The organism is Pradoshia eiseniae (assembly GCF_002946355.1).
Classification (GTDB): Bacteria; Bacillota; Bacilli; order Bacillales; family Pradoshiaceae; genus Pradoshia; species Pradoshia eiseniae.
Window position 1 is genome coordinate 44,175 of the sequence record NZ_PKOZ01000004.1, and the last position, 24,289, is coordinate 68,463.

Consider the following 24,289-nt stretch of genomic DNA (forward strand, 5'->3'; position numbering starts at 1 on the left):
ATGTTCAAAGGAACGGAGTTTGCTGATATTCTGCTCAAAGGTAATACCGTCCTCGCTTGGAAGTATATCGAGGCATACAAGGATGAAGAAATCCTGACAATCTACGAAGATATAATTACTCCTGCCATGCATCGTATAGGTTTACTGTGGGAGAACAACAAAATCACAGTGGCAGATGAGCACATAGCTACCGCCATATGTGACTTTGTCCTCTCAAGATTATCGAATGTCCATAAGTCCAGCCAAGATTCAGCTCCACGAGGGCGGGCCATGTTTCTATGCTTAGAAGGGGAACAGCATTATCTTGGCCTTAAAATGGCTAATTATCTGTTCGTAGATCACGGGTGGGACACGAAATATTTTGGTCCTAACCTGCCTTTGGAATATGCCCTGCAAACAGCGGCAGAATGGGAACCAGATGTCATCGGCCTTTCTGTTTCCATTGTCACCCACTTACCTAAGCTGAAGACCTATTGCAGCCAGCTTGAAGCTATTTCCCCTTCCGCTACCATCTTTGTCGGCGGACGTTTGGGAGCAAAATATGACCTGACTAATCACATTAGCCGTAATACGCTGATTTCGAGCGATTTATCTACCTTGGATAATTGGCTGAAAAATTACAATATGGGAGAAAAAGAAAATGCAGCTTATTGATATTCCACTTCCCCTCCCATATGTCGTGATTGACTCAAATGGCAGAATTATCAGTTCAAATTCACGCGCACTCAATCTCTTTGACCTGCGCACAAAGCAAATCGATGACATCATTGACAGTGAAAGTATGAATAAATTAACCACAAACACTTGGCAGCAGGATGAACAGAATCCGATTGAGGTCGTTTTAAAGACACGGAACAACCCTCTTGCCCTGTTTGATTTATTCATATCTTGGGACCATGAGAATCAACTGCATATCCTATTCGCTGCAAAGGATAAAACGACTCAAATTTATACGGACCAAATCATGCATCTGCAGAGCCGATTGGCCAACACCGATTTTGAGCTTTATGAGCAAAAGGAAAAACTCGAGGATACCATTTACCGCATGAACTCTCTATCTGGTCCGTTCATTCCCTTGACAGCAACAATGGGATATATCCCATTATTCGGTGATTTGACCGAGGAGAAGATTCATGTCATTTCCGGAAATGTTCTGCACTCCATTTTTATTGGAGAGTATGATGACATCCTGGTGGATTTGACTTCTATTGCCAACATTGAAGAAACCGGTCTCCATAAATTTATGGATCTCCTTAAAACGATTCATTTAATGAACGGAAATAAGGTGCAGCTTATCGGTGCCAACCCAAGGATAGCTAAGATTCTCTATAAAGAGAATTTCAGTCTCTATGTCAATTTCAAGCCGTCCTTGCAATACATCTTGAAAAACTATTATCAATAATCAATGAAAAAAGGGTGCAAGCCTATGCTTGCACCCTACTCTTTTACTCTTTTGACGCGAGACCAACAGATTGATAAATATATTGGTCGTCAGAAACGGCACGGACGAGAAACTCCGCTACATCCGCGCGGGATATACTCTTGCTTCCGCTCGGAATCCCTTCCAAAGTTTCTTCATAACGCCCTGTATACGGCTTATCAGTTAGTCCCATCGGCCTTGCGATTGTCCATCTGAAATCATAGGATTTATAAACCTCAACGGCATTACGGTGGTCTTCAAGCACATTCCCTAATAGCTTCATCGTCATCTTTCCTATCATGCCAGGAATTTCTTTGTCAATTCCGGCTGAAGCCATATAGACGATTCTATCTACACCATTTCGAGCCATGGCCTCTGCCACTGTACCGGCCATTTCACGCAGGATGGTCGTCTTTCCTAATCCATTATTAGATCCGACACAGGAGATAACAGCGTCCTGCCCTTTTACTGCGGAATTCACGGCCTCGCTATCAGTCGCATCACCTTGAACAATTGTCAGCCGCTCATGAGCTAAAGTAAGCTTCTCCGGCGTACGCATAAATGCCGTCACCTTGTGACCTGCATCTAATGCCTGCTGAACAACCAATTGTCCCGTTTTTCCCGACGCGCCAATTATCACTATATTCACGTTCTTCCTTGCCCCCATTATTTCGTTTTCCTTCCCATTTATCATACCATCATTCCAAAAGACCGTCCTCTTCATTGCTTATGATCTATCAAAATTTCTTTCGTTTAGCACAACTGAAAGTCCCCATGATTACCCAACCCCCTACAAATAAAATTCTCCCTCATTACCGAGGTATAAGCAGCATATCTTTTAGAGTATCACCCTATCAAATTTCATTTTTCAGAATTGCGCCAAATACCTATTTATGGTAAAGTTAGCTCAAATTGAATACGACAGTTCGTTAGACCATCCTGTCGCTAAACAAAACTAGGCATATACACGTAAACCGAAGCGTATAGGGGCCTTTTTAGGCCTCTTTTCTTTTTCGCTCAAGGATTTGCATGCTGATTTTGTTGAGGCTGCAAATCCTTTTTTATGTGTATATAGAGGAGGAAGGACATGTTTATTCTTAAAAGTGAAATTCAGTTCGACACAGCACACTTCTTAAGCGGGTATACCGGAAAATGCGCTAATCTGCACGGCCACCGGTACCGAGTCATCGCTAAGGTAGCAAGCAACACCTTACATACCGATGGTCAGCTTAGAGGAATGGTCGAAGATTTCGGAACCATCAAGCAGGCTTTGAAAAAGATTGAAAAGCTATTCGACCATAAGCTATTGATTGAGAATAATGATGAGGGACGGGAAGTTGCCCGCCAATTAAAGGAGGGACCTACTGATTTTGATTTGTATATGGTTCCTTACCGGCCTACAGCAGAAGAAATGAGCAGACATATTTATCAGCTCATAAAGGAAATGGGTGTTCAAGTCTGTGAAGTAGAGGTTTTCGAAACTCCCGCTAATAGCTGCAGCTATTCGGAGGGACCCGTATGTTCAGAGTAATCGAACGTTTCATTTCCATTGATGGCGAGGGACCTACGTCTGGGGAGCTGGCAGCCTTCATTCGTTTTGAAGGCTGCAATTTGCGTTGTACTTGGTGTGATACGGCATATTCCTGGGATGGCTCATGCCCCCACGAGGAACAAAGCACAGAGGATATCTATCACTATATTAAAGAAAGCGGAGCACGCAATGTGACATTAACTGGGGGTGAGCCCCTCTTACAGAAGGATATTATTCCATTATTAGACCTTCTTTCAAGCGATAGAACACTTCACATCCATATTGAAACAAATGGTGCAATCGATATCGGCCAGTATAAGGATCGTTATCCTAGCGGAAACATCCACTTTATTGTTGATTACAAGCTTCCTGCAAGCGGGATGCAGATGACGATGAAGGAGAAGAATTTCGAATATGTCAGCCGTGACGATGTATATAAGTTTGTCATTGCTTCAGATAACGATTTGCGTGAAACATGGAGAATTGTGAATAAACACGAGCTAACGAAACGATGCCGTGTCTTTCTGAGCCCGGTTGTGGAATCCATTGAACCGAAACGGATTGTTGAATTCATGATTAGCCGCAAGTGGCACGATATCAAACTTCAAGTCCAGGTCCATAAAGTAATTTGGCCAAAAGACATGCGTGGTGTTTAGAAATACGATAGACAGGAGGATAAGGAATGACCAATAAAGCAGTTGTCATTTTCAGCGGCGGACAGGATTCAACGACATGTTTATTTTGGGCAATGAAGAAATTCGATGAGGTGATTGCTGTCACATTTGATTATGGACAGCGGCATCGGCTTGAGCTTGAGTGTGCCGCAAGCATCACTGACGAGCTTGGAATCGAGCATCATATTTTGGATATGTCTCTATTAAATCAGCTTTCACCAAATGCACTCACAAGGACCGAGATTGCCATAACAGAGGGTGAAAGCGGACCTCCCTCTACTTTTGTGGAGGGACGTAATATGCTGTTTCTTACCTTCGCGGGCATTCTGGCGAAAACAAAGGGTGCTAAACACCTCATTACCGGTGTATGCGAAACTGATTTCAGCGGCTATCCTGATTGCCGGGATATATTCATCAAGTCACTCAATGTCACGATGAACCTTGCCATGGACTATCCCTTTGTCATCCACACTCCATTAATGTGGTTCGACAAAGCGGAGACATGGGAGATGGCTGACAGCTTCGGGAAGCTTGAATATATTCGAACGAATACACTGACTTGCTATAACGGAATCATTGGTGACGGCTGTGGCAGCTGCCCTTCCTGCAAGCTCAGGCAAAACGGTCTTAACATCTATCAAAAAAAGAAAATGGTGAAGAAATAATGAATAATGAAGGCAGAAAACCATCCGAACTAGAAGGCGTGACATTGCTCGGCAATCAAGGAACCACTTATCAATATACGTACGATCCTTCCATCCTTGAAAGCTTTGATAATAAGCATCCTGATAATGATTATTGGGTAAAATTTAATTGTCCAGAATTCACAAGCCTGTGCCCCATTACTGGACAGCCTGATTTCGCAGCCATTTATATCAGCTATATTCCAGGCTTAAAAATGGTCGAAAGCAAGTCATTGAAGCTCTATCTCTTCAGCTTCCGGAATCAGGGTGATTTTCATGAGGATTGCATGAATATCATCATGAAGGATCTAATCGCTCTAATGGAGCCTAAATACATTGAAGTCTGGGGTAAATTCACCCCGCGCGGAGGCATCAGCATCGACCCTTACTGCAATTACGGTAAACCGGGAACAAAGTTCGAGGATATGGCGCTGCACCGCCTCATGAACCATGACATGTATCCAGAGAAGGTTGATAACCGATAAATTTGATGACAGCAGTATAGCGGAGGCTTGCCTCCGCTTTTTTGCAAGGTTTACCTTGTGCAGATCCTCCCCCTAAAACACAAAAAAACCAATCCCTCATCGGAATTGGTTTACGTTTTTGTTTACAGCCGCCTTTGCCGTTACATTTATAAGAAAGTTTTAAACCACCACTTCAACAAGTGGGTGTTCGCAATTATGTTCCTGCGTGTCCTCCAAGTCATCTAGACAGAGGCTTGTCATTCCCATAAATTTTTAAAACTCCCTAATACAGCTTAAAGGTTAAAACTTAATTATGATTCACGTACAACGCAGCTTGTATTAGTATAATACACCCTTAACCATCAATTAGCAACGGGATTGATTAAATAAATAGTTGGATGTTCTGCCCAGTTTCCCTTTTAAATGTATCAAAATTACATTTTACCAGTATTTATGTTATTATCGATACGAAATGTAATAAAGTTAGCCCTGCACGGGTCAAAACAACTTCACCCTGTGTAATTATCAACTAAAATTTACATTTTATATCAACAATGGTACTATTGTTATTATTCTATTTTGATTATTTGGAGTGTTTTAGTTGCTACTGAAAATGATGTCTGCTGAGGAATTGAAGGAATGCATTACTGATTTGAAACGGAAACATTCTGACTGCATCTTCATGTATGGATTTTATCATGAACGTACTGCCGAGATCAGCAACAGGCTTCAAATCTACATCGACTTTTACAATGAACACCATAAAAATGAGTCTCAGTAATGCTCTGCCTTCCAATCGAACACCAATTTAAGCTGTATTGGTGTTTTTTGTTTGCCTTGAATTTATTTCTTCCAATGCGAGCTTCAATGTTGGATACAAGAAGACAAATCCGGCTTTAATAAGGCGGCTAGGCAAAACCCAGCGGCTTTTTAGGATTAATTCAGGCTCAGTGCGAATGACAACAGCGCCGGCCTTTAACATCCACTCCGTGGCAGGCATGCCGAAATTTCTTCCCATCGTATGCCGCAATAAGCGCATAAGCTCCTTATTTGGAACCGGGTTAGGTGAACCGCATACAAAAACGCCGCTCAAATCCTCTCTTGATTCAATAAAGCGGACAACCCTGTAAAGATCCTCTATGTGCATCCAGCTAAACATCTGCTCACCTGATCCTTGCTTTCCGCCTAGACCTAATTTGACCAGATTTTGATAGACCGGAATCACCCCTCCATCTTTTCCTAAAACAATGGTGATTCTCAGTGCCGCTTGCCTCGTTGAAGGCAATTTAAAACTGAAGAATGTTTCTTCCCAGCGCTTTCCAACATTAACCGAAAAGCCATCGCCCTCTTCCCCCGTATCCTCTGTCATCGGCCTGTCCATGGCATCTCTGTAGATGGTGGCCGTACTTGAATTAATCCAGAGCGGTGGCGGATTTTGACACTTTTCTATTGCCTCGCCAATGATGAGTGTCGTATCAATTCGAGAATTCATAATTTCTTTCTTATTCTTCTCATTATAACGGCAGTTGACAGACCTGCCGGCAAGGTTAATGACAAGTGCCGCTCCATCCACAGCCTTTAAAATGCGTTGACGATCATTCCAGTTAATATGGGGCTCTTGTCTGGATATGATAGCAATATCATATCCAGCCTTACGGAATTTTTTCTCGAAGTATTGTCCGATAAACCCGGTTCCTCCTGCTAACACAACCCTCTTTGCCATTGATATCCCCTCACATTAGAATTTCTTCATCCACTACCCTCTATGTTACCAAATTATTCCTTATATGACCTAAGTATTTTTTCACAATGCCAAAGTCATAATTTTGATAAAGCGTTCTTGTCCCTACAGCATCCTCAATCTCATTAAACAGGAACCCATCATTTTCATCGACTAAAAAATCAATGCCAACGAAATCGAACTTCATGATCGATAAGATGCTTGTAATGATTTGATGCTCAGAGTTAGATAATGAATACGGTTCTGCTCTGCCGCCTAGGGAATAATTTGATTTATAGCTGTCTTCTGAGTGTCTTTTCACACAAGCAAGGATTTCATCGCCGATGCAGAAGGCTCGAATATCAATGCCTGGATTACTGCACATTTCCTGAATGAGCAGCCTTTCTCCCTGATATGTATTAACTAATGCGTTCAATTGCTCCGGGTCTTCAATCTTATGCACATCCTTGCCGCCATGGCCGGAGACCTCCTTCAAAATGAGAGGATATTCCATGCCATGATTCTCCCAATCTGAAAGCTCGAACATCGTCTTGACCGACTTTATGCCGTTAGCATTAATGAGCTGATGGGTTCTCGCCTTGTCATTGCATACCTCCGTCACATCTGCTGAATTAAATACTTTGCAGCCCATTAATTCAAGATGACGAGCAATGCTAGAGTTTCGGCTTCTGTTTATGGCAAAGTCAGGCGCTGTATCCCACCGCTCATTCTTATACTGGATAAATAAATGTCCATTTTCTGATCCAAGCGCCATGAAATCTGTCAAGATTAACCGGATGGTCATCCCATAAGAGGGTGCCTCTTTGATAAAACGCTCCGCAAACCATTGGTTCTTTTCATAATCTTTCCGTGTATAAAGGATGATTCCGTTCTTCATTTCCCCACCACCTGGATGATATGATCAAAAATCGCCTCGGTTACGTCAATACCTGAACAGTCATAGATATTTTTGATATGAGCGTTGGAGTTCACTTCACATAGTAACGGCTTTCCATCCTGTCCAAAAAGTAAATCCACACCGGAAAAATCCGCCCCAATATGTTTGCTTGCGGCAATGGCTAACTCACAAAATTCTCGTGATGGCTTATACGATTTCATCACCCCGCCATTCGTTACGTTTGCCCGGAAATCCGTCTCGGAAACCCTCATCATAGCGGCAATGACTTCCCCGCCGACAACATGGATTCTCACGTCCCTGCCTGCGCTGCTTTCCACAAATTCCTGATATAAATGGGGCACATATAGCAGTTCCTTTCTCCTTTTAGCTAATTCCTCTCGTTTACGGACTAAATACACCTGTTCACCAAATGAGCCGTATGCTTCCTTAACCACTATTGGATAGGATAACTCCTGTTCAATCAAATCAAGAAATGAATCATCCTGCTCCTTCGTTCCATCAAACATTAGCGGCGAAATGATGGTTTTCGGCATAGGTAACCCCTTACCGGCTAGAGCTTGGAAGGTAGACGTCTTGTCATCACAGATTTCAATCACCTCAGAGCGGTTGAATAATCGAAGCCCTTGCCGCTCCAGCTGTCTTGCCAGACGGATATCCTTATCCAGGAATAAGACAAAATCCGGCTGATTCAAGTTCATCCTTGATTTTACGACAGGCTCCCCATCCTCCATGACACTCATTAATTCATGATTGGCAACGAGCTCAAGAGAAATTCCCTTGCTCTTTGCCGTTTGCCGATACCATTCATGAATTTCCTTAAACTTAGCCGAATTTAACCCGCCATTGTAGACTAGCCATCCTGTTTGTTTTGCCATTCACCTTACTCCTTATGTACATCCTTTTTTTGTCCATTATATCAAATGAATGAATACAAGTTTCCGTTGCCATCCCTTCTTCATATCCTTTGAACATCAACCTATTTAAAAATATCTTTCCATAAGGAGTATGTATTCATGAGTAAGAAAACAGCCCATATTTATGAACGCGGAGAAATTGAAGCTGAATCAGCCATTCCCGCTTGGGGAAAAGAAGCATTTAAAAAGTGGCAAACGATAGTATCTGACTATCAATTCCCGTGCCATTTTGGGGTACAGGCAGAAAGAGCCGGCCATTTACGCTATTGCTTCGCGGAAGATGACCTCTCACCCCTTCCTGAGGCGATGACCCAGTTCCTGGCCATCTCAAAAGACCACCCTTCCATCCGGCACGCCCTCATACTTTTCATAAAGCCCGGAGATTCCTGGCAAGGTTTCGATGATTATCATGATTATTTCTGGGAGATTCTTTCCTATTTGCATGAGCATGACCCCGCTCCTTGGCCGGAGGATATTCCAATTGACACAGACAATCCATTATGGGAGTTTTCTTTTGGCGGCGAGCCGATATTCGTTTCAGGCAATGCTCCCATTTATGAACAGCACATTACAAGAAATGTCGGTCCATGCCTCGTATTGATATTCCAGCCGCGCCGCATCTTTTCAGACATCAGCTATGAGACCGTCCACGGAAAGCGTGCCATTGATGCCATTCGCCGTAAGGTTGAGCACATCGAGCGTATGCCGATCCATCCCGATTTAGGAGCCTACGGTGATAAGGAAAAGCGTGAATGGAAGCAATATATGATAACCGATGATAACGAGCCGGCCACAAACAAATGTCCTTTAAGCGGAAAAATAGCCAAACAAAGACCGCCAACACATTGACGGTCTTTGTTTCGTCTATCATCCTTAAAAGAATTTTCTAGAGGCTAATCCCTCCTTATCCAATCCGTTCTATCAGCCTGGGTGAATTATTCCTTGGAGAATTGACATCTTTTGAAACTGGATAGACATCCATCTCCTCCGAATTATAAGGCACCAATAATCGATTCAAGATTTGAGTGTCACGGAGTTTTGGATTAAGCCAGCTGTTCTCTTCTTCCCGATTAAGAATGACAGGCATCCGATCATGGACAGAAGAGACTGCTTCATTCGCATTTGTCGTGATAATCGCACAGGAGTGAATGATCTTTCCTTCAGGAGATTTCCATGATTCCCATAGTCCCGCAAAGCCGAAAGGTTCACTGGATTTCAGCTTAATACAGAAGGGAACCTTCCCCTCCTCCATCCTTCGCCACTCGTAAAAGGCATCGGCAACAATCAGGCAGCGCTGCTTTTGATAAGCATTCTTGAAGCTGCGTTTTTCACCCAGGGTTTCAGCACGTGCGTTAATCATTTTGTAGCCAACGCTCTCATCCTTCGCCCAAGATGGAATAAACCCCCAGCGCAAATAACCCAGCCGATTTTTGCTGCCGTCATTAATCACGGCAGCCACCTGCTGTGATGGGGCAATATTATAGCTCACAAGATAGTCTGTTTCATCAATGGCTGATTCGATTCTAAACCGCTGAATAATCGTTTCATACGTTGAAAACAGTGTAAACCTTCCGCACATGGAATCACCTCTTTTCCTACATTATAGCAACGGCAAAGCAATTCCCCAAACATGCAAAAAAGCCCCATATGGAGCTTCCCGCTAGTACTTCATATCAATTGCTTTCTGCGCATTCTTGACATCATTGTCAATTAGCTTCTTCATATCAAAAGCACTATATAGCCCATTTTTGCTCATATAGCTGAATATTTGGGCGTGAAGATCAATCAAGCCGTTTAGCTGGTTAACCAATGTTCTCCTCAATACCGGTGTTGCCGTTTCCGTAATGGCAATCGCATATGTCCGAATAAGTGTTTTCACTTGAATTAAGATGTTTCCTGCATAATACCCAGCTTCCTGACGAGCTCGCTGCGCATCTTCCATTCTAGTCGGAGCTTTCGGGAAGAAAACGAGAAGATCCTTCAAATACCGCTGCATGACTTTAATGGTAGCACCATATAAATTCTTCAATTCCTGATCCGGCACATTGCCGACTTCATTCTTCAGCGTGATCAGCATATTGGATTCCATTGCGACTAATTCATGAAGTTCAAGTGCCTCATGATAAGCCAGTGAGCCATTGCTCATTACATCCACTTCCTCTCGGGGGTATCAGTCTCCCCTTCAGCATATGAAAAAGCGGCTTGTCACTTGACTATTCCATACCTAGAAAAAGGCACTTGCCACACAACCCTGTGACAAGTGCCTATTACTTCAGCCAATCATTTCTTCATGATCGAGGTCTTTAATTTCTTTTTCAGTCAGAGATTCCTCCTGGTCGCGCAGGCGATGCGCCAATCTAGAGGCGGCGCTAGCGGCAATAGCTGCCACAAGATCATCAAGAAACGTATTTACACCGCTTCCTTCCTTCTTCGTATCCAGGTATCTGATAATGCCGAGTTTATTTTTGTCTAAATGACCAAAAGTGGTCACTCCTATGCTTCCATAGCCAAGGACCGCTCCAAAGGCAATGGTTTCATCAACTCCAAATAAAGGCTCGTCTGATTCAACAATGGATTGCAATGGTTCAGAAAGCATCTTTTTCTCCGCCAGCATATCAAGCTCCACGCCAACCAGAATAGCATGCTGCATTTCTCTTTTCATGAGAACTCGTTCAATGCTATAGACACAATCCTCCATCGTTAAGCTATCGTTATAAGGCAACTGCATTTGATAGACTATTTTCGCTATGGACTCTATGCTGACCCCTCGTTTATTTAATGCTTGCTTAGCAGCCTCTGTAACTGTTTTACTGTGAACTCGCTCTTTTGTCATATCCTTATTACTCCTTTTTGTTGCTTTCTCTAATTATACCACTTTAAAAGTTCAGATCATTTCGAAATCACAATTATATTAAATTTTCCACTTTATGCTAGAATAGATATGTATACGATTACAAGAGGTGAAATGAATGTCCAGACAAACAGGCACCATCATCGACAAAACGTTCCATAGCGAGGCTTTGCAGGAGGAGGTTCCTTTGCTTATATACCTTCCGCCGGCTTTCTCCCCGCTCTATAAATATTCTCTGCTGATTGCCGCTGACGGCAAGGATTATTTCCAAATGGGCAGGATTGGTAGAGTCGCAGACCGCTTGCTAGAGGAGGATAAAATAGAGAACACTATCATTGTCGGCGTCCCTTACCGGAACAGCGAGGATAGATGGGATAAATATGATCCTGATGGCGAGAAATTCGAAGCTTATAAGCGATTCCTTGCGCGTGAGCTGCTCCCTTACTTAGAGGAAGAATATCCGACCTATCATATGGGAATGAGCCGGGCGCTTATCGGCGATTCACTTGGAGCGACGGTTTCGCTTATGACCGCCCTTGATTATCCGCATACCTTTGGAAAGGCGGCGCTCCATTCACCGCTTGTTAATGAGCGAGTCATGGAAGCGGTCGAACAGTTTTCATATCCCCATCTTATGCACATTTATCATGTTATTGGCAATAAAGAAACAGCCGTAGAAACGACCAGACAGGATGTTATCGACTTCCTGACACCTAACAGGGAGCTGAATCTGCTTATGGAAAGCCAGGGTTTCCCTTCCTTCTTTGAAGAGATTGATGGCGGGGAGCATACTTGGAAGTCCTGGCAGGCGGATATGGAACGCACATTGCTTTGGCTATTCGGAAAATAAACCGAATAGTGCATATTTTAAACTTTTGCTATAATATAATCACCTTATAATTAACCATTCGGGGAGGTACGATCATGAACTTTGGCATTGCCATATTTCCTTCAAAAAAGCTGCAGGACTTAACCAATAGCTATCGAAAACGCTATGATGCACACTACAAATTAATTCCGCCTCACGTCACGCTTAAGTCAACCTTTACATCCACCGAAGAAGACATCAAACGAATTTCTACCATCCTAAAAGATATTTCAAAAGCCTATGAACCTTTTACCCTAAAGGTATTAAAAGTTAGTACCTTTCAGCCCATTAATAATGTCATATACTTAAAAATTGACCCAAATGAGGAGTTGGTCAGGCTTCATGAAGCCCTTCACACCGAAGAGCTTGGCAAGGAAAAACCTTATACATTCATTCCGCATTTAACGATTGGTCAAAACTTATCCGACAAAGAAATGAGCGATGTGCTCGGACAATTAACCTTAATGAAATTTGAGCATGAGGAAATCATTGACCGTTTCCATCTTCTCTATCAGCTCGACAATGGAACATGGACGGTTTATGAAACATTTTTACTTGGAGAGGATTTGTAAAAATGAACATCAAGATTGTCACCACCGACGAAGAACTGCAACAGGCTTATCATGTAAGAAAAACGGTTTTTGTGGAGGAACAGAAGGTTCCGATTGAAGAGGAGATTGACCACCTCGAGGAGGATTCGACCCATTTCATCGTCACAAATGAAGACAATGATCCAATTGGTGCCGGCCGCTTCCGGATCGTTGACAGCTATGGAAAGGTGGAGCGTATTTGTGTCATCGCCGAAGCCCGTACGTCAGGCGTTGGCCGCGCTTTAATGGAAGCCATCGAGCAGTATGCCCTTTCACAGGAAATTGAAATCACAAAGCTTAATGCACAAGTGCAAGCCATTCCGTTCTATGAATCCCTCGGCTATGCCATCATTTCAGATGAATTCCTTGATGCCGGCATCCCGCATCGGACCATGAAGAAACGACTTTAGTAAAAAAGGAGGCAGAGTCTCAATGCATGAGATTCTGCCTCCTTTTTTATCTGATAGTCCAAAGGAATCTTATCCTTATACAATTAAATTAATGTACTTCCCTAGGCCTGTGATATCACTCATTGTGCGGTCAACTGTTTGTGCTGAAATTCGATTTCCCTTTCTGCTTTCATGACCTTCCTTGTTCTCCATATCAAACGAGGTCTCGCTCTTTCGAAGAAATTGAATCGGCTGGACACGCTTAGAGACAGGGATATTGTTTCTGCTCAGGCTCTCAGCACATACAGTCCTATTCGTATATTGAACGTACTCAAACTGTGTAAACGGCACCATATATCCCATGTTTATCCACCTCTTCCTTATCAAATACCCTTTCTCCGTTCAAAAGAAACCCTCATGACTCTTTGTAATATATCGTTCGTTTTGTTAAGATTATATTTGTCTGCCTTACGTAAAATAATGAATAAATGAGGAATAGAATGATGAAAACTGCTTATTGGAAGAATGAATATATTGCATTGGAACATTGGCCGAAAGAGGCTTATACACGTGTTCATGAAGCTGGTAAGAATGGTGAACTGCATTGTTCCTCATGCCATCAGGCCGTCATTTTTTATTTAGGGATTCATGATGAGCCCCATTTCATTCATAAAGATCCTACTATCCCTCCTTGCCAAGAATTGCCGAAAAACAGTCATGCTGCTGCCCAGGCAAAAGAAGAGCCAGCCGAGTATGGCGGTTTCCGTCTTCCAAAGTCAAGGTCCATTTCCGCAGAAGAAGAGAATGAGAAAAATGATTGGCAATCACCCTATCATATTAAAAATCTGCAACCTTTTGTCCTGTCAGCTGCAAATCACCAATCTAGCTGCCACCCATTCACCCAAACATTAAAGGAGCATGGGTGGACACTCGATGAGGAACAATCACTGGCTGTCACGACGGATGCTCGCCATTTGCTCGTTCTCGCAGGTGCCGGGAGCGGAAAGACACGAGTGCTTACTTCACGCACGGCTTTTCTCCTGCTTGAGAAGAGGGTTAATCCAAAATCCATCATGCTTGTCACCTTCACCTCGAAGGCAGCTTCTGAGATGAAGGAACGGCTGACGCGAATGCCGGGTATGGGACCTTCCACCTTGCAGCAATTGTATACAGGAACCTTTCACGCTATTTTCTACCGGATTCTTATGCACTATGATCCTGACAAATGGCATTCTTCAAAACTGATTAAATTTGACGGAGAAAAAGAATATATTCTTAAAATCGCAGCTTCCGAGCTTGGCATTGATGAGCGAGAATTTGCATTCGATGCCTGCATTCAGCAGATTGGCAAATGGAAGAATGACTTATACCTTCCGAGCGATGTACGCCCAGACGGAGATTTTGAGCATTCCGCCTTAGAACTATATAAGAAATATGAACAATATAAGGAAACCCATGATAAATTCGATTTTGATGATATGCAGACAGGATGCTACACCTTGCTGAAATCTGATCCTGCTCTGCTCAGTGCTTATCAAAACCGATTCCGCTATTTCCTGATGGATGAATTCCAGGATATTAATAGAGTGCAATACGAGATTATGAGACTGCTGACGGACAAAGCAGAGCATATCTGCTTTGTAGGTGATGACGATCAAGCCATTTACTCATTTCGCGGAAGTGACTCTTCCTTCCTTTTGAATTTAAAGATTGATTTCCCTGACCTCGAAACAGTCTATCTCGCTGCCAATTACCGTTCAGGTCACAAAATTGTCCAAACAGCGAACCAAATTATTGCCCAAAATCATGTGCGTACCCAGAAGAAAATGAGAGCCCTTCATGACCAGTCACCCGCTCCTGTTCTTTTTTATCCGCATGATGAAGAGATGGAGAGCGTCATGATTATGACCGATATCATGGAAAAAATCCGGAATGGGGCTTCACCGAGTGATTTCGCGATACTTTACCGGACAAATGTAATGAGCCGCGCTATCTTTGAGCGCCTGGCTGTCTCCAGTCTTCCTTTCAGGGTGGATGCTGACTATGATTCTTTTTACAACCGAAGAGCCGTTAAAGGAATCCTCGCCTTCTTGAAGGCAAGCCTTAATCCCGATGACCCAAGCATGTTAAATGATTTGCTTCCGCCTCTTTATTTGCGAAAGACAGCCGTGCAGGATGCAAAAGCGTTATCCATTTTGAATGACTGCAGCTTGCTTGAAGCCTTGCCCCATATCGGTGGATTAAAGCCATTCCAAAAGAAGACCATCGAGAAAGCTGTTTCCATTATCGGCACATTAAAGAATATCCGCCCAGATATCGCAATTGAGACCATTGAAAAGGAATTGGGATTCCAAAATTATTTGAAAAAGCGCGGCAATGAGGGCAATAAAATGGACAAAGGTTCAGATGAAATCAAGGATGTAAAGGTCGCAGCAAGCAAATTTAATTCTGTTCAGGCATTTGTCGACCATGCCACTCACATGGTAGCCATGTCCAAGGAAGTAAAGAAACGATCAAAAACAGAACCCTTTGCCATCCAGCTTGGCACCATTCATCGCTCAAAAGGGCTGGAATATAAATATGTATACCTTTTAGGGTGTGTGGAAGGCTGCATGCCGCATGATTATGCACTTGAGGCATGGCGTGAGGGGGATCGGAAGCCAATTGAAGAGGAACGCCGTCTTCTATATGTAGCGGTTACAAGGGCATGCTCTGAGCTATATATGTCAGTTTCGGCAAAAAGACGCGGCAAAACAGCCCGACCCTCCCGATTCATAAACAATCTTAAAAAAGGAGCTCCCATAGCCGCAAGATAAGGAAATCCACCCTATGTATCCCAAGCATACGGGGAAAATGCGGATGTTTTCCATATCAAGCGGGATAAAGAGCTCCTCCCCTTATTTTTTATTCATCATGTTAGCAATCGTATTAAAATCAAGGGATTTCCCGTCTTTAATGATGGAATTGACCAGCTGGTCCTCCATCTCTTTTGGAACCGGCTTATTTGCAATTTGGGATACCTTCTTAATGACAGAACGAACTGTTTTCTCATCTTTGAAATTTGCATTCTGGAGAGAATTAGCTAATTCCATAATCTCCTTCATGTTCACGCCTGTTTTCTTTTCCATGTTTTTAAAGAATCCGTTATCCATTTTTCAGCCTCCTTCTCGATAATGCCATCATATGTTTCCCAGCCTGAAGATGTGTTTATCATTTTGGCATAAAAAAGGAATCCAGCATGACTGGATTCCTTTTTCCCTGTCAGTAATAAGAGATAGCCAACCCACCCCTTACAACCATCTTCCCATTAGCAGAAGCTGGCACCAACAATAATCAAAAGAATAAAGAGAACAACGATTAGCACGAAAGTAGAGCCGTATCCGCCGCCATAGCCTCCGCCATAGCCATAGCCTCCTCCGCAGCTACCACCGTATCCGCCGCCGTAACCGCCGCCGTATCCGTAGCATCCAAACATGTAAGTCACCTCGCTTTCGCTTAGTACACTCATAACATATGTGAAAAGCGGTCAGTCTGTCTGGGCTAAATTACAGCTCCATATACCTATTTTAGTTTCTTCCTTGTTTGTTTTAAGGCCCTCCACTAAAATAGATATAACTACACAGCAAAGGTTTGAGACACTATGCCAATTGAATGGAAAGAATTAGATCTGCATAATTGTGAATCACTCTATACGGAAGCGCTCCACTTATATGATTTATCCTTCCCTGAAGAAGTGCGCGAAAGCCATGACCTATTCCGCCGCAGTATAGCACTAAGCTCTAGGGAGAATAAATATCACTTTCTCGTTGGGCTTGAGAATGGTAAGGTAATCTCAATGGCGACGGCTCATTATTTTGCTAAAGCGAATTTTGGCTATATCGTTTATTTAGCTGCCCATCCCGAGAACCGCGGCGCTGGATTAGGAAAGAAGACCCTTCTAGAAATGCAAAGACGGCTTGAAATGGATGCGAAAGAAAGCGGGTATTCACTCGCTGCTGTCGTCCTTGAAACAGAAAAGGAAACATTGGCTCATGACGAGGAGGAGTATAAAACGAACCTCAAAAGGCTGAAGTTCTTCGAGGGATTAGGATTCCGCATTGCAGAAGCAGACTATGTACAGCCGCCCCTGTTCCATGGGCAAACTCCTGTACCACTGTATCTTCAAATAAAAGTTCTTGATAAAGAGGCAAGACTTAATCCGAAAGAAATCATCGATACAATGTATGAAGAAAAATATAAAAAAATAAACCAGGTTTCAAAAGAAGAGCTTATGCTATGCCTTGAAGCCTAAATCAAAAGACAAGGCAATTGCGCCTTGTCTTTTTAATCTAACCAATCCTTATATATGCTCAACCTTTTGGCTTAAAGACTAGCGCCGCTAAGAATCCAAATACGACTGCTGCAGAAATGCCAGATGAGGTGATTTCAAACATACCTGTCAAAACACCAACAAGTCCATGCTGGTTCGCTTCCTGCATGGCCCCATTAACGAGAGAATTCCCGAAGCTGACAATCGGAATCGTTGCGCCGGCACCAGCGAAATTGGCAAGCGGCTCATACAAACTAAAGCCTCCAAGGACAGCTCCAGTAACGACCAATAAGCTCATCGTATGGGCAGGTGTCAGTTTGGCAATATCAAAGAGAAGCTGCCCAACGACACAAATCAGCCCCCCTACAACAAAAGCCCAAAAAAACATTGCTAGCATAAGCTTTCCTCCCTTCCCTACTCCATCTCAATCGATACAGCATGTGCAATACACGGAATCGATTCATTTTGCTGCACGGTCAGCGGCGAAAGCAAGGCTCCTGTCGCTGCCAATAGTATCCGTTTATACGTTCCTTTTTTCATCTCATTCAATAAATGGCCGTAAAGGACCGTCGCCGAACAGCCAGCCCCGCTGCCGCCTGATTGCACGTTCTGATCATCCTTATACAGCATGAGACCGCAATCACGAAACTGACCATCCTTTAATTTCAGTCCCTTTTGCTCAAGCAAATCAAGCGCGGTCGCCTGACCGATTTTGCCGAGGTCGCCAGTCACGATTAAATCATAATGATCCGGCTTTAAGTTAAAATCATTGAAATGGGCAGAGATGGTATCTGCCGCAGCCGGCGCCATCGCCCCTCCCATATTAAACGGGTCTGTCATGCCTAAATCAATCACTTTCCCGATTGTGGCGCTTTTGACGACAATTTGGTTCTTGGCTGCATTCTTATTTTGCTCAAGCAATGCGGTTCCTGCACCGGTTACAGTCCACTGAGCGGTCGGCGGCTTTTGCCCGCCATATTCAGTCGGATAGCGGAATTGCTTCTCAATAGCGGCGTTATGACTTGAAGCTCCCGTCAATACCTTTTCAGCTCCGCGATAATTAACGATAAAGGCTGCCAGGGCAAGTCCTTCCATTGATGTGGAACATGCCCCGAATAAGCCTATGTATGGAATCGCCAATTTCCTTGCTGCAAAGCTCGTCGGTGTAATTTGATTCACTAAATCTCCTGCAAATAAAAATTGGATGTCCTCATTCTTTAAGCCTTTCTTCTCAATCGCACACCCTGCTGCTTCTTCAAGCAGGACACGATGGGCTTTCTCATAGGAATCTTCCTTTAGCCATAAATCATCATGGATAATGTCAAAATCATCCCTAAGATTCCCTTGACCTTCAAAGGGGCCTACGCTGACGCCCGTGGATGTAATCACAGGCTGATTCTGAAAAACCCAAGATTGTTTGCCACTCAGCATAATTACCCTCCTATTATCATTTGATATATTTGTTTAATCAGGGCGATGACAAAGGCAGAGAAAACCCCGAAAACAATAACGGACCCGGCCAATTTGAATATATTGCTTCCAACTCCAAGGACGAGCCCCTCTGTCCGATGCTCAATTGCAGCTGATATGACCGAGTTCCCGAAACCTGTCACCGGAACGGCACTGCCTGCGCCTGCAAATTGGCCAATCCGGTCATACACCCCAAATCCCGTCAATAGCATTGCTATAAAGATCATCGTTGCAACAGTCGGATTACCCGCTGTCTGCTCTGTAAAATTAAAGAAAAAGATATAAAAGTACGTAATAAGCTGTCCAACAAGGCAGAAGCAGCCCCCTACCCAAAAAGCCTTCAGACAATTCTTTAAAACCGGACGCTTTGTTTCATACTTTTGCTCTAATTGTTCATATTGTTTCTGCTCAGGTGTCTTATTGTTTTTTGCCACTTATATCACCTACCTATGTCATTTCTTTTTCTAGATCCATAATTTTCCCAAACCATTTCTTCGCTTTCTCTTTCGGATAGCCTTTATCCTGGACCTGAACAATCAATTCAACGACTTCAAGAAATATTTTCATATCACTTGAGATGACGATGTCATATCCTTTGAATTTCTTGTTAAGATCCTTCGTTAAATCCTTATCAATGGATGCCATCTTGAAGCGTTTCATATGCTTCACTTTATAGGCAACCAAAATTTCCTTGCCCTTTTGCACGACGGCCACATCATAAATTTCATCATGATCAGCAACCGTCTTCTTAATTTTTTCAAGCGGTGCTTCCTTATTTCCGCCTAAATAGACAGGCTCCATATCCACTGAGGAAATGAGCGATCGAATTGCTTCCTTGCTGCTCGAATCGCCTGCACATCCCCCTAAAAGAACGACGAATAGAAGCATAGATATGGATACCATATAGATTTTCCTCATATTTTCACCCCTACTATAAAACTCACTCGATGTTATTCTTTGCTCGATTTGACATTTTATCCGCCTTGCTTACAATAAAGAAACCGCCGCATATGCGACGGTTTCTTTATTTATGTTTATTGGCTGCAGACTTTTTCCATTTTCCGCAGCCGCACCCCTTCTTCTTTGCCACTGTGGTTTCTACTTTAGGTAACGGCTTGAGTTTTCTTTTTTCCTTCACTATTTGGGTCCCCCTTTGTTTCTCATGTTGATATACATTATGAAACAAGGAGGAGGTTTGTCTATTATAAATGTCTATCCGAATTATTTGACTTATCCATCCTTAAAAACGAATGATTTTAATGCCTTTAATTTGTCTGATTGGGTGCTTGATCCACTTCTTTCCGAAAGCAACCTTAATATAAACAAATTCTCCCTTTACCTTTTCAACTGTTCCTCTTAATTTCTTCTCATCAATTAAAAAATCACAGATTGGACGAGGCATCAAGGAAGGAATTTGAGCTAAATAACGAACCAATTGCTCCTTCGTCATATCTTCAAGTTTCTTTCGCTTTGTCCCATTATAGGAAGAGGCGGCTTGGTCCGCATCCAGTAATTCTATATCTTCATCCTTCTTCTTATCTAAGCCGAAACTAAGCACTGGCGGAGGCTCCATTCCTTCCTTCGCTTCTGGCCGATTCCTGTCCTTAGCTTGTTCCATCATCTCCTTTTCCGCCAAATTCGTAAAAAAATCATCTATCTCCACTATTTCTTCTTCCATTATGCGTAATTTTAATTGTTCCTTATCAAGCCAGGCATTGACTGGCAGCATCTCTTCCCGCTCATCCCTCTTGTTCATCCTAAACCCTCCTGACCCGCAAACTCTACCTACTCATTCATATGCGAGAACTGCCGGGAATATTTCACGCCGTGCACACACAAAAAAGCGCCTCGCATGTAAACAACATGAACGAGGCGACATATCTGCTTTATTGCTGCTTCATTTTCGGATCGAGAGCATCCCTAAGACCATCTCCCAAAAGGTTAAACCCTAGAACAGTCAACATGATGGCAAGCCCCGGGAAAAAGAGCGTTCCCGGCGCTTGGACGAGGTATCCCTTCGCATCCGCCAGCATTTTGCCCCATTCAGGGGTTGGTGCTTGCGCTCCAAGACCGAGGAAACCAAGCGCTGCCGCTTCGATAATGGCAGTCGCAATCGCCAATGTCCCTTGAACGATAATTGGGGTGATACTATTAGGCAGGACATGATGGAAGATAATTCGTCCATCCGACATACCAATGGCATTCGCTGCCAATATGTATTCCTCCTGCTTCACACTCAATACCCTCGAACGGATTAATCGACCGAAATTCGGAATATTAATGACCGCAATCGCAATCAAGGCATTTTGAAGAGAAGGTCCTAGAATAGACACAATCGCAATCGCGAGCAAAATGCTCGGAAATGCGAGCAAGATATCAAAGAACCGAGAGATAATTGTATCAATCAAGCCCCCATAGTATCCTGCGATTAAGCCAAGCAATGCGCCAATTATGACTGAGCCAAGAACGGAAAAGAACCCAACCCAAAGTGAAATCCTTGCTCCATGTATGACTCGGGAAAGGATGTCCCTTCCAAAGTCATCCGTTCCGAACCAATTATCTGCTGATGGAGGCAGCAAACGTTTACTTAAATCCTGCTCATTAATACCATATGGAGCTATGAGGGGGGCAAATATCGCAAGTAATACGAAAAAGGTGACAATGCCGAGACCAACTAGCGCCAAACGGTTTCTCTTGAATATCACCCAAGCCTCAAGCCAGGGGGATTTTGGTTTAGTGTCAAGCTGCAATTCGGTATTTCTAGCCAACTCCGCCACTTTAGGTTCACATCCTCTATTTGGAGTATTTTATTCTCGGATCAACTAAAGCATAGAGAAGATCGACGATTAAATTGATAAACACAAAAGCCGTTGCAATCAATAGGATTCCTGATTGAATGACAGGATAATCACGATAATTTATCGCATCATATAGATATCTTCCAATCCCTGGCCAAGCAAAAATGGTCTCAGTCAGAATCGCCCCTCCAAGCAGGAGGCCTGTCTGCAAGCCAATAACCGTCAAGACAGGGATAAAGGCATTTTTCAAGGAGTGCTTGTACACCACCCAAAACATGCTGACCCCTTTCGCCCTAGCCGTGCGGATGAAGTCTGATTTCATCACTTCAAGCATCGTGGAACGCGTCATTCTGGCAATGATGGCCATCGGAATGGTCGCCAACGCAATGCTTGGCAAAATTAAATGCTTAACGGCAGTGATAAATTGACCGAAATTCCCTTGTATTAATGTATCAATTAAATAGAGATTGGTGATGGAGTCAATTGGATCTCGGATATTCTCTCTCCCAGAGGTAGGGAGCCAGCCTAATTGGATGGAGAACGCCCATTGCTCCATCAGTCCCAGCCAAAATATTGGCATTGACACACCAATCAATGCCAATACCATCGCCAAGTAATCAAACCATGAATTTGAAAACCATGCACTGATAATTCCGGCATTTACGCCAATAAATACTGCAAGCAGCATGGCGACAAACGTCAATTCCAGCGTCGCTGCAATATAGGGCCAAACCTCTTCCATAATTGGTGTTTTCGTTCTCAAAGAGGTTCCTAGATCTCCTGAGAATAATTGTTTCAGATAGTCGAAATATTGAATATACCAAGGCCGATCCAGCCCAAGCTCCTTCGTCAAGCTGGCAATCGCATCTGCCGTTGCCCTTTGGCCGAGGATAACCTGTGCCGGGTCACCTGGTATCGCCCGTACGATCGCAAAGACGATAATAGTCATGCCAATCAAAACCGGTATTACGGATAATAATCTCCTGATCGTGTAAGATAGCATGTCGCTTTACCTCCATAATGAAAGGGGCAGCCCCATAATATCATCTTGCTTATCGGGTGCCCCTTCCTCATAAACTTTTACTTAAACTCTACGTTTTTGAAGTAGTCAGAGCCTGTTGGATGCGGCACGAAGCCGGACACATCAGCTGTTGCTGCCAATAGAGGCGTAGAGTGAACGAGCGGAATCCATGGAGCATCTTCGTGAATGATTTCTTGCGCTTGTTTATATAATGCATTCCGTTTTTCTTGATCAACCTCTGTTTGTGCCTCAATCAAGACATCATGAAGCTTATCATTAGCATAATAAGAATAGTTGTTGGATCCGATTGAATCCTTATCTAGCAATGTGTAAAGGAAGTTATCCGGGTCTCCATTGTCACCAGTCCATCCGAGCATGTAAGCCGGATAATCCCCAGCAGCCGCCTGGTCAAGATAAGTTGCCCAGTCAACCGTTTTGATTTCCACATCTACGCCAATTTTGCCCCAGCTTTCTTGGATTACCTGTGCAATTTTATTGCCTTCTGGGATATATGGACGTGCTACCGGAATCGCCCATAGCTCTGATTTGAATCCATCCGGATAGCCTGCTTCAGCAAGCAATTTCTTGGCTTTGTCCAAGTCATACTCATAGTCGGAGATCTCATCATTGTAGCCCTCGATTGAATCAGGCATCGGGTTCTTCGCCGGGACGGCCAAGCCTGAATAGAAGGAATCAATAATCGCTTGTTTGTCAACGGCATGACTTAAAGCCTGACGTACTTTTGCATTGTCATATGGTTTTTTCGTCACATTAAAGCCAAGGTAGCCAACGTTCATGGAAGGACGCTCAATGGCTTGAAGATTGCTGTCCGATTTAATCTTTTCCAAGTCAGTCGGGTTCACGCCGTCCATCAAATCAATCTCACCAGTGGACAAGGCATTTAATCTAGCCGAGTTATCAGGGATAACCTTAAAGATTAATTGATTCAATTTTGGCTGACCATCAACATAATAGTCTTCATTCTTCTCTAGAACGATGCTATCATTTGCTTTCCACTCGGCAAATTTGAATGGACCTGTTCCAACAGGGTTTTTGCTGAAATTGTCATCGCCTTGTTCCTTAAGTGCTGTAGGGCTTGCAATTCCAAAGCAGCTCATCGCCAGGTTTTTCAAGAATGGCGCTTGCGGTCGATTCAATGTGAACACAACTGTGTATTCATCCTCTGCTTTCACTTCTTTGATTACATGACCTTCATCCCCTTTATAACCACCAAACATGGAGTAGTAAGGGAACTGCTCATCATTACCGTTCATCCAACGCTCAAAGTTAAAGACTACCGCCTCAGCATTGAAATCAGTGCCATCATGGAACTTAACGTCTTCACGAAGCTTGAGCGTGTAAGTCAAACCATCTTCAGAAGCTTCCCATTTCTCGGCAAGCCCAGGATGCAGAGTTGTATCCTGCTCTCCATAAGTCAATAACGTTTCAAAAATATTGATTGTTACTTTATAAGATTCCCCTTCAGTTGTCGTTATCGGGTCAAGAGATGTCGAATCCCCTCCACGGCCATATACGAGCGAATCTTTCTTACTGCCGCTTTCGCCGTTTTCACTTGATCCTCCTGTTTCCTCATTGCCCGAACAGGCGGCAAGGAACACACTGGCAATCATAATGCTTACCATGGCTAGCAATAACTTCTTTTTCATT

The 24,289-nt window shown here is 43.4% G+C and carries 31 protein-coding genes and 1 other RNA gene; 13 read left to right on the forward strand and 19 right to left on the reverse strand.

The window, feature by feature from the left end; all coding sequences use genetic code 11:
• Complete coding sequence (locus tag CYL18_RS08745; protein WP_104849120.1) at positions 1–654, forward strand: cobalamin B12-binding domain-containing protein; 654 nt, start codon at positions 1–3, stop codon at positions 652–654.
• Positions 641–1,402: an STAS domain-containing protein gene (locus tag CYL18_RS08750; RefSeq protein ID WP_104849121.1), complete on the forward strand. Its 762-nt coding sequence runs from the start codon at positions 641–643 to the stop codon at positions 1,400–1,402. The genes CYL18_RS08745 and CYL18_RS08750 overlap by 14 nt, the downstream gene beginning before the upstream one ends.
• A 43-nt stretch (positions 1,403–1,445) precedes the next feature.
• Here the strand turns inward: CYL18_RS08750 and CYL18_RS08755 are convergent, their stop codons facing one another.
• A complete protein-coding gene (locus CYL18_RS08755) occupies positions 1,446–2,144 on the reverse strand; it encodes an NAD(P)-dependent oxidoreductase (protein WP_330847576.1) in 699 nt (232 codons plus the stop codon).
• A 363-nt stretch (positions 2,145–2,507) separates the two neighbouring features.
• On the opposite strand from CYL18_RS08755, the gene CYL18_RS08760 reads away from it, so the two are divergent.
• Genes CYL18_RS08760 through queF form a run of 4 tightly spaced genes read left to right on the forward strand, consistent with a single transcriptional unit; the run spans position 2,508 to position 4,793 of the window.
• A complete protein-coding gene (locus tag CYL18_RS08760; RefSeq protein ID WP_104849122.1) occupies positions 2,508–2,951 on the forward strand; it encodes a 6-pyruvoyl trahydropterin synthase family protein in 444 nt (147 codons plus the stop codon).
• Positions 2,939–3,607, forward strand: coding sequence for a putative 7-carboxy-7-deazaguanine synthase QueE (queE, locus tag CYL18_RS08765; protein WP_104849123.1), 669 nt, complete (start codon positions 2,939–2,941; stop codon positions 3,605–3,607). The genes CYL18_RS08760 and queE overlap by 13 nt, the downstream gene beginning before the upstream one ends.
• A 26-nt stretch (positions 3,608–3,633) precedes the next feature.
• The gene (gene queC, locus CYL18_RS08770) at positions 3,634–4,290 is read left to right on the forward strand and encodes a 7-cyano-7-deazaguanine synthase QueC (protein ID WP_104849124.1); all 657 of its coding nucleotides are present in this window, start codon (positions 3,634–3,636) and stop codon (positions 4,288–4,290) included.
• Positions 4,290–4,793, forward strand: a complete 504-nt coding sequence (queF, locus tag CYL18_RS08775) for a preQ(1) synthase (protein WP_104849125.1) — start codon at positions 4,290–4,292, stop codon at positions 4,791–4,793. Before queC ends, queF begins: the two co-directional genes overlap by 1 nt.
• 122 nt (positions 4,794–4,915) lie before the next feature.
• On the opposite strand, the gene ssrS is transcribed toward queF, so the two are convergent.
• Positions 4,916–5,111: non-coding RNA, 6S RNA (gene ssrS / locus CYL18_RS08780), on the reverse strand.
• Between the two features lie 262 nt (positions 5,112–5,373).
• Here ssrS and CYL18_RS08785 point away from each other — a divergent pair.
• Positions 5,374–5,553, forward strand: coding sequence for a hypothetical protein (locus CYL18_RS08785; protein ID WP_104849126.1), 180 nt, complete (start codon positions 5,374–5,376; stop codon positions 5,551–5,553).
• A gap of 27 nt (positions 5,554–5,580) precedes the next feature.
• Here the strand turns inward: CYL18_RS08785 and CYL18_RS08790 are convergent, their stop codons facing one another.
• The 3 genes from CYL18_RS08790 to CYL18_RS08800 are packed head-to-tail and all read right to left on the reverse strand — an operon-like array spanning position 5,581 to position 8,286.
• On the reverse strand, positions 5,581–6,495 hold the full coding sequence (locus tag CYL18_RS08790) for a TIGR01777 family oxidoreductase (protein ID WP_104849127.1): 915 nt from the start codon (positions 6,493–6,495) through the stop codon (positions 5,581–5,583).
• A 40-nt stretch (positions 6,496–6,535) separates the two neighbouring features.
• Positions 6,536–7,390 carry an ATP-grasp domain-containing protein gene (locus tag CYL18_RS08795; protein WP_104849128.1) on the reverse strand — a complete coding sequence of 285 codons (855 nt, stop codon included), beginning with the start codon at positions 7,388–7,390 and terminating at the stop codon, positions 6,536–6,538.
• Complete coding sequence (locus tag CYL18_RS08800; RefSeq protein WP_104849129.1) at positions 7,387–8,286, reverse strand: ATP-grasp domain-containing protein; 900 nt, start codon at positions 8,284–8,286, stop codon at positions 7,387–7,389. Before CYL18_RS08800 ends, CYL18_RS08795 begins: the two co-directional genes overlap by 4 nt.
• 138 nt (positions 8,287–8,424) lie before the next feature.
• Here CYL18_RS08800 and CYL18_RS08805 point away from each other — a divergent pair, with 138 nt between their 5' ends.
• Positions 8,425–9,174: a YqcI/YcgG family protein gene (locus CYL18_RS08805; RefSeq protein ID WP_104849130.1), complete on the forward strand. Its 750-nt coding sequence runs from the start codon at positions 8,425–8,427 to the stop codon at positions 9,172–9,174.
• A gap of 55 nt (positions 9,175–9,229) precedes the next feature.
• Here the strand turns inward: CYL18_RS08805 and CYL18_RS08810 are convergent, their stop codons facing one another.
• From CYL18_RS08810 to CYL18_RS08820, 3 genes are all read right to left on the reverse strand, one after another.
• Positions 9,230–9,904: an SOS response-associated peptidase gene (locus CYL18_RS08810; protein ID WP_104849131.1), complete on the reverse strand. Its 675-nt coding sequence runs from the start codon at positions 9,902–9,904 to the stop codon at positions 9,230–9,232.
• An 81-nt stretch (positions 9,905–9,985) separates the two neighbouring features.
• On the reverse strand, positions 9,986–10,471 hold the full coding sequence (locus CYL18_RS08815; RefSeq protein ID WP_104849132.1) for a spore coat protein: 486 nt from the start codon (positions 10,469–10,471) through the stop codon (positions 9,986–9,988).
• A 126-nt stretch (positions 10,472–10,597) separates the two neighbouring features.
• On the reverse strand, positions 10,598–11,158 hold the full coding sequence (locus CYL18_RS08820; protein WP_104849133.1) for a phosphatidylglycerophosphatase A family protein: 561 nt from the start codon (positions 11,156–11,158) through the stop codon (positions 10,598–10,600).
• 136 nt (positions 11,159–11,294) lie between these two features.
• Between CYL18_RS08820 and CYL18_RS08825 the strand changes: the two genes are divergently transcribed.
• The 3 genes from CYL18_RS08825 to CYL18_RS08835 all read left to right on the forward strand — a co-directional run bounded on the left by CYL18_RS08825 (position 11,295) and on the right by CYL18_RS08835 (position 13,044).
• On the forward strand, positions 11,295–12,026 hold the full coding sequence (locus CYL18_RS08825) for an alpha/beta hydrolase (RefSeq protein ID WP_104849134.1): 732 nt from the start codon (positions 11,295–11,297) through the stop codon (positions 12,024–12,026).
• A gap of 74 nt (positions 12,027–12,100) precedes the next feature.
• Complete coding sequence (locus CYL18_RS08830) at positions 12,101–12,616, forward strand: YjcG family protein (protein WP_104849135.1); 516 nt, start codon at positions 12,101–12,103, stop codon at positions 12,614–12,616.
• A gap of 2 nt (positions 12,617–12,618) precedes the next feature.
• The gene (locus CYL18_RS08835) at positions 12,619–13,044 is read left to right on the forward strand and encodes a GNAT family N-acetyltransferase (RefSeq protein WP_104849136.1); all 426 of its coding nucleotides are present in this window, start codon (positions 12,619–12,621) and stop codon (positions 13,042–13,044) included.
• A gap of 75 nt (positions 13,045–13,119) precedes the next feature.
• Here CYL18_RS08835 and CYL18_RS08840 read toward each other — a convergent pair whose 3' ends face one another.
• Entirely contained in the window at positions 13,120–13,386 is a 267-nt protein-coding gene (locus tag CYL18_RS08840) for a hypothetical protein (protein WP_104849137.1), read from the reverse strand.
• A gap of 137 nt (positions 13,387–13,523) precedes the next feature.
• On the opposite strand from CYL18_RS08840, the gene CYL18_RS08845 reads away from it, so the two are divergent.
• Positions 13,524–15,839, forward strand: a complete 2,316-nt coding sequence (locus tag CYL18_RS08845; protein WP_330847577.1) for an ATP-dependent helicase — start codon at positions 13,524–13,526, stop codon at positions 15,837–15,839.
• An 81-nt stretch (positions 15,840–15,920) separates the two neighbouring features.
• Here the strand turns inward: CYL18_RS08845 and CYL18_RS08850 are convergent, their stop codons facing one another.
• Together CYL18_RS08850 and CYL18_RS08855 are read right to left on the reverse strand one after the other, a co-directional pair.
• The gene (locus CYL18_RS08850) at positions 15,921–16,175 is read right to left on the reverse strand and encodes a stage VI sporulation protein F (protein ID WP_104849138.1); all 255 of its coding nucleotides are present in this window, start codon (positions 16,173–16,175) and stop codon (positions 15,921–15,923) included.
• A 155-nt stretch (positions 16,176–16,330) separates the two neighbouring features.
• Entirely contained in the window at positions 16,331–16,498 is a 168-nt protein-coding gene (locus tag CYL18_RS08855; protein WP_104849139.1) for a YjcZ family sporulation protein, read from the reverse strand.
• A 165-nt stretch (positions 16,499–16,663) separates the two neighbouring features.
• Here CYL18_RS08855 and CYL18_RS08860 point away from each other — a divergent pair, with 165 nt between their 5' ends.
• Positions 16,664–17,314, forward strand: a complete 651-nt coding sequence (locus tag CYL18_RS08860; RefSeq protein ID WP_104849140.1) for a GNAT family N-acetyltransferase — start codon at positions 16,664–16,666, stop codon at positions 17,312–17,314.
• A gap of 58 nt (positions 17,315–17,372) precedes the next feature.
• On the opposite strand, the gene spoVAE is transcribed toward CYL18_RS08860, so the two are convergent.
• The 8 genes from spoVAE to CYL18_RS08900 form a co-directional block, all read right to left on the reverse strand.
• Positions 17,373–17,729: a stage V sporulation protein AE gene (gene spoVAE / locus CYL18_RS08865; RefSeq protein WP_104849141.1), complete on the reverse strand. Its 357-nt coding sequence runs from the start codon at positions 17,727–17,729 to the stop codon at positions 17,373–17,375.
• Between the two features lie 17 nt (positions 17,730–17,746).
• Positions 17,747–18,763, reverse strand: a complete 1,017-nt coding sequence (gene spoVAD, locus CYL18_RS08870) for a stage V sporulation protein AD (protein WP_104849142.1) — start codon at positions 18,761–18,763, stop codon at positions 17,747–17,749.
• 2 nt (positions 18,764–18,765) lie between these two features.
• On the reverse strand, positions 18,766–19,236 hold the full coding sequence (gene spoVAC / locus CYL18_RS08875) for a stage V sporulation protein AC (protein WP_104849143.1): 471 nt from the start codon (positions 19,234–19,236) through the stop codon (positions 18,766–18,768).
• A 13-nt stretch (positions 19,237–19,249) separates the two neighbouring features.
• A complete protein-coding gene (locus tag CYL18_RS08880) occupies positions 19,250–19,720 on the reverse strand; it encodes a YhcN/YlaJ family sporulation lipoprotein (protein ID WP_104849144.1) in 471 nt (156 codons plus the stop codon).
• 322 nt (positions 19,721–20,042) lie between these two features.
• Complete coding sequence (locus CYL18_RS08885; RefSeq protein WP_104849145.1) at positions 20,043–20,558, reverse strand: CotO family spore coat protein; 516 nt, start codon at positions 20,556–20,558, stop codon at positions 20,043–20,045.
• Positions 20,559–20,688: 130 nt separating this feature from the next.
• Positions 20,689–21,579: an ABC transporter permease gene (locus CYL18_RS08890; protein WP_104849146.1), complete on the reverse strand. Its 891-nt coding sequence runs from the start codon at positions 21,577–21,579 to the stop codon at positions 20,689–20,691.
• 16 nt (positions 21,580–21,595) lie between these two features.
• Entirely contained in the window at positions 21,596–22,603 is a 1,008-nt protein-coding gene (locus CYL18_RS08895) for an ABC transporter permease (RefSeq protein ID WP_104849147.1), read from the reverse strand.
• Between the two features lie 77 nt (positions 22,604–22,680).
• Entirely contained in the window at positions 22,681–24,288 is a 1,608-nt protein-coding gene (locus tag CYL18_RS08900) for an ABC transporter substrate-binding protein (RefSeq protein WP_104849148.1), read from the reverse strand.
• Position 24,289: the final 1 nt, after the last annotated feature.

Coding starts and splice junctions, on each gene's coding strand:
- queE (WP_104849123.1), top strand. CDS start 2,939: ATGTTCAGAGTAATCGAACGTTTCATTTCCATTGATGGCGAGGGACCT.
- queF (WP_104849125.1), top strand. CDS start 4,290: ATGAATAATGAAGGCAGAAAACCATCCGAACTAGAAGGCGTGACATTG.
- CYL18_RS08840 (WP_104849137.1), bottom strand. CDS start 13,386: ATGGGATATATGGTGCCGTTTACACAGTTTGAGTACGTTCAATATACG.
- CYL18_RS08755 (WP_330847576.1), bottom strand. CDS start 2,144: ATGAAGAGGACGGTCTTTTGGAATGATGGTATGATAAATGGGAAGGAA.
- CYL18_RS08760 (WP_104849122.1), top strand. CDS start 2,508: ATGTTTATTCTTAAAAGTGAAATTCAGTTCGACACAGCACACTTCTTA.
- CYL18_RS08745 (WP_104849120.1), top strand. CDS start 1: ATGTTCAAAGGAACGGAGTTTGCTGATATTCTGCTCAAAGGTAATACC.
- CYL18_RS08800 (WP_104849129.1), bottom strand. CDS start 8,286: ATGGCAAAACAAACAGGATGGCTAGTCTACAATGGCGGGTTAAATTCG.
- CYL18_RS08885 (WP_104849145.1), bottom strand. CDS start 20,558: ATGAACAAGAGGGATGAGCGGGAAGAGATGCTGCCAGTCAATGCCTGG.
- CYL18_RS08790 (WP_104849127.1), bottom strand. CDS start 6,495: ATGGCAAAGAGGGTTGTGTTAGCAGGAGGAACCGGGTTTATCGGACAA.
- CYL18_RS08750 (WP_104849121.1), top strand. CDS start 641: ATGCAGCTTATTGATATTCCACTTCCCCTCCCATATGTCGTGATTGAC.
- CYL18_RS08805 (WP_104849130.1), top strand. CDS start 8,425: ATGAGTAAGAAAACAGCCCATATTTATGAACGCGGAGAAATTGAAGCT.
- CYL18_RS08825 (WP_104849134.1), top strand. CDS start 11,295: ATGTCCAGACAAACAGGCACCATCATCGACAAAACGTTCCATAGCGAG.
- CYL18_RS08880 (WP_104849144.1), bottom strand. CDS start 19,720: ATGAGGAAAATCTATATGGTATCCATATCTATGCTTCTATTCGTCGTT.
- CYL18_RS08900 (WP_104849148.1), bottom strand. CDS start 24,288: ATGAAAAAGAAGTTATTGCTAGCCATGGTAAGCATTATGATTGCCAGT.
- CYL18_RS08795 (WP_104849128.1), bottom strand. CDS start 7,390: ATGAAGAACGGAATCATCCTTTATACACGGAAAGATTATGAAAAGAAC.
- CYL18_RS08815 (WP_104849132.1), bottom strand. CDS start 10,471: ATGAGCAATGGCTCACTGGCTTATCATGAGGCACTTGAACTTCATGAA.
- spoVAE (WP_104849141.1), bottom strand. CDS start 17,729: ATGCTAGCAATGTTTTTTTGGGCTTTTGTTGTAGGGGGGCTGATTTGT.
- queC (WP_104849124.1), top strand. CDS start 3,634: ATGACCAATAAAGCAGTTGTCATTTTCAGCGGCGGACAGGATTCAACG.
- CYL18_RS08830 (WP_104849135.1), top strand. CDS start 12,101: ATGAACTTTGGCATTGCCATATTTCCTTCAAAAAAGCTGCAGGACTTA.
- CYL18_RS08895 (WP_104849147.1), bottom strand. CDS start 22,603: ATGCTATCTTACACGATCAGGAGATTATTATCCGTAATACCGGTTTTG.
- CYL18_RS08820 (WP_104849133.1), bottom strand. CDS start 11,158: ATGACAAAAGAGCGAGTTCACAGTAAAACAGTTACAGAGGCTGCTAAG.
- CYL18_RS08845 (WP_330847577.1), top strand. CDS start 13,524: ATGATGAAAACTGCTTATTGGAAGAATGAATATATTGCATTGGAACAT.
- spoVAD (WP_104849142.1), bottom strand. CDS start 18,763: ATGCTGAGTGGCAAACAATCTTGGGTTTTTCAGAATCAGCCTGTGATT.
- CYL18_RS08810 (WP_104849131.1), bottom strand. CDS start 9,904: ATGTGCGGAAGGTTTACACTGTTTTCAACGTATGAAACGATTATTCAG.
- CYL18_RS08850 (WP_104849138.1), bottom strand. CDS start 16,175: ATGGATAACGGATTCTTTAAAAACATGGAAAAGAAAACAGGCGTGAAC.
- CYL18_RS08860 (WP_104849140.1), top strand. CDS start 16,664: ATGCCAATTGAATGGAAAGAATTAGATCTGCATAATTGTGAATCACTC.
- CYL18_RS08855 (WP_104849139.1), bottom strand. CDS start 16,498: ATGTTTGGATGCTACGGATACGGCGGCGGTTACGGCGGCGGATACGGT.
- CYL18_RS08835 (WP_104849136.1), top strand. CDS start 12,619: ATGAACATCAAGATTGTCACCACCGACGAAGAACTGCAACAGGCTTAT.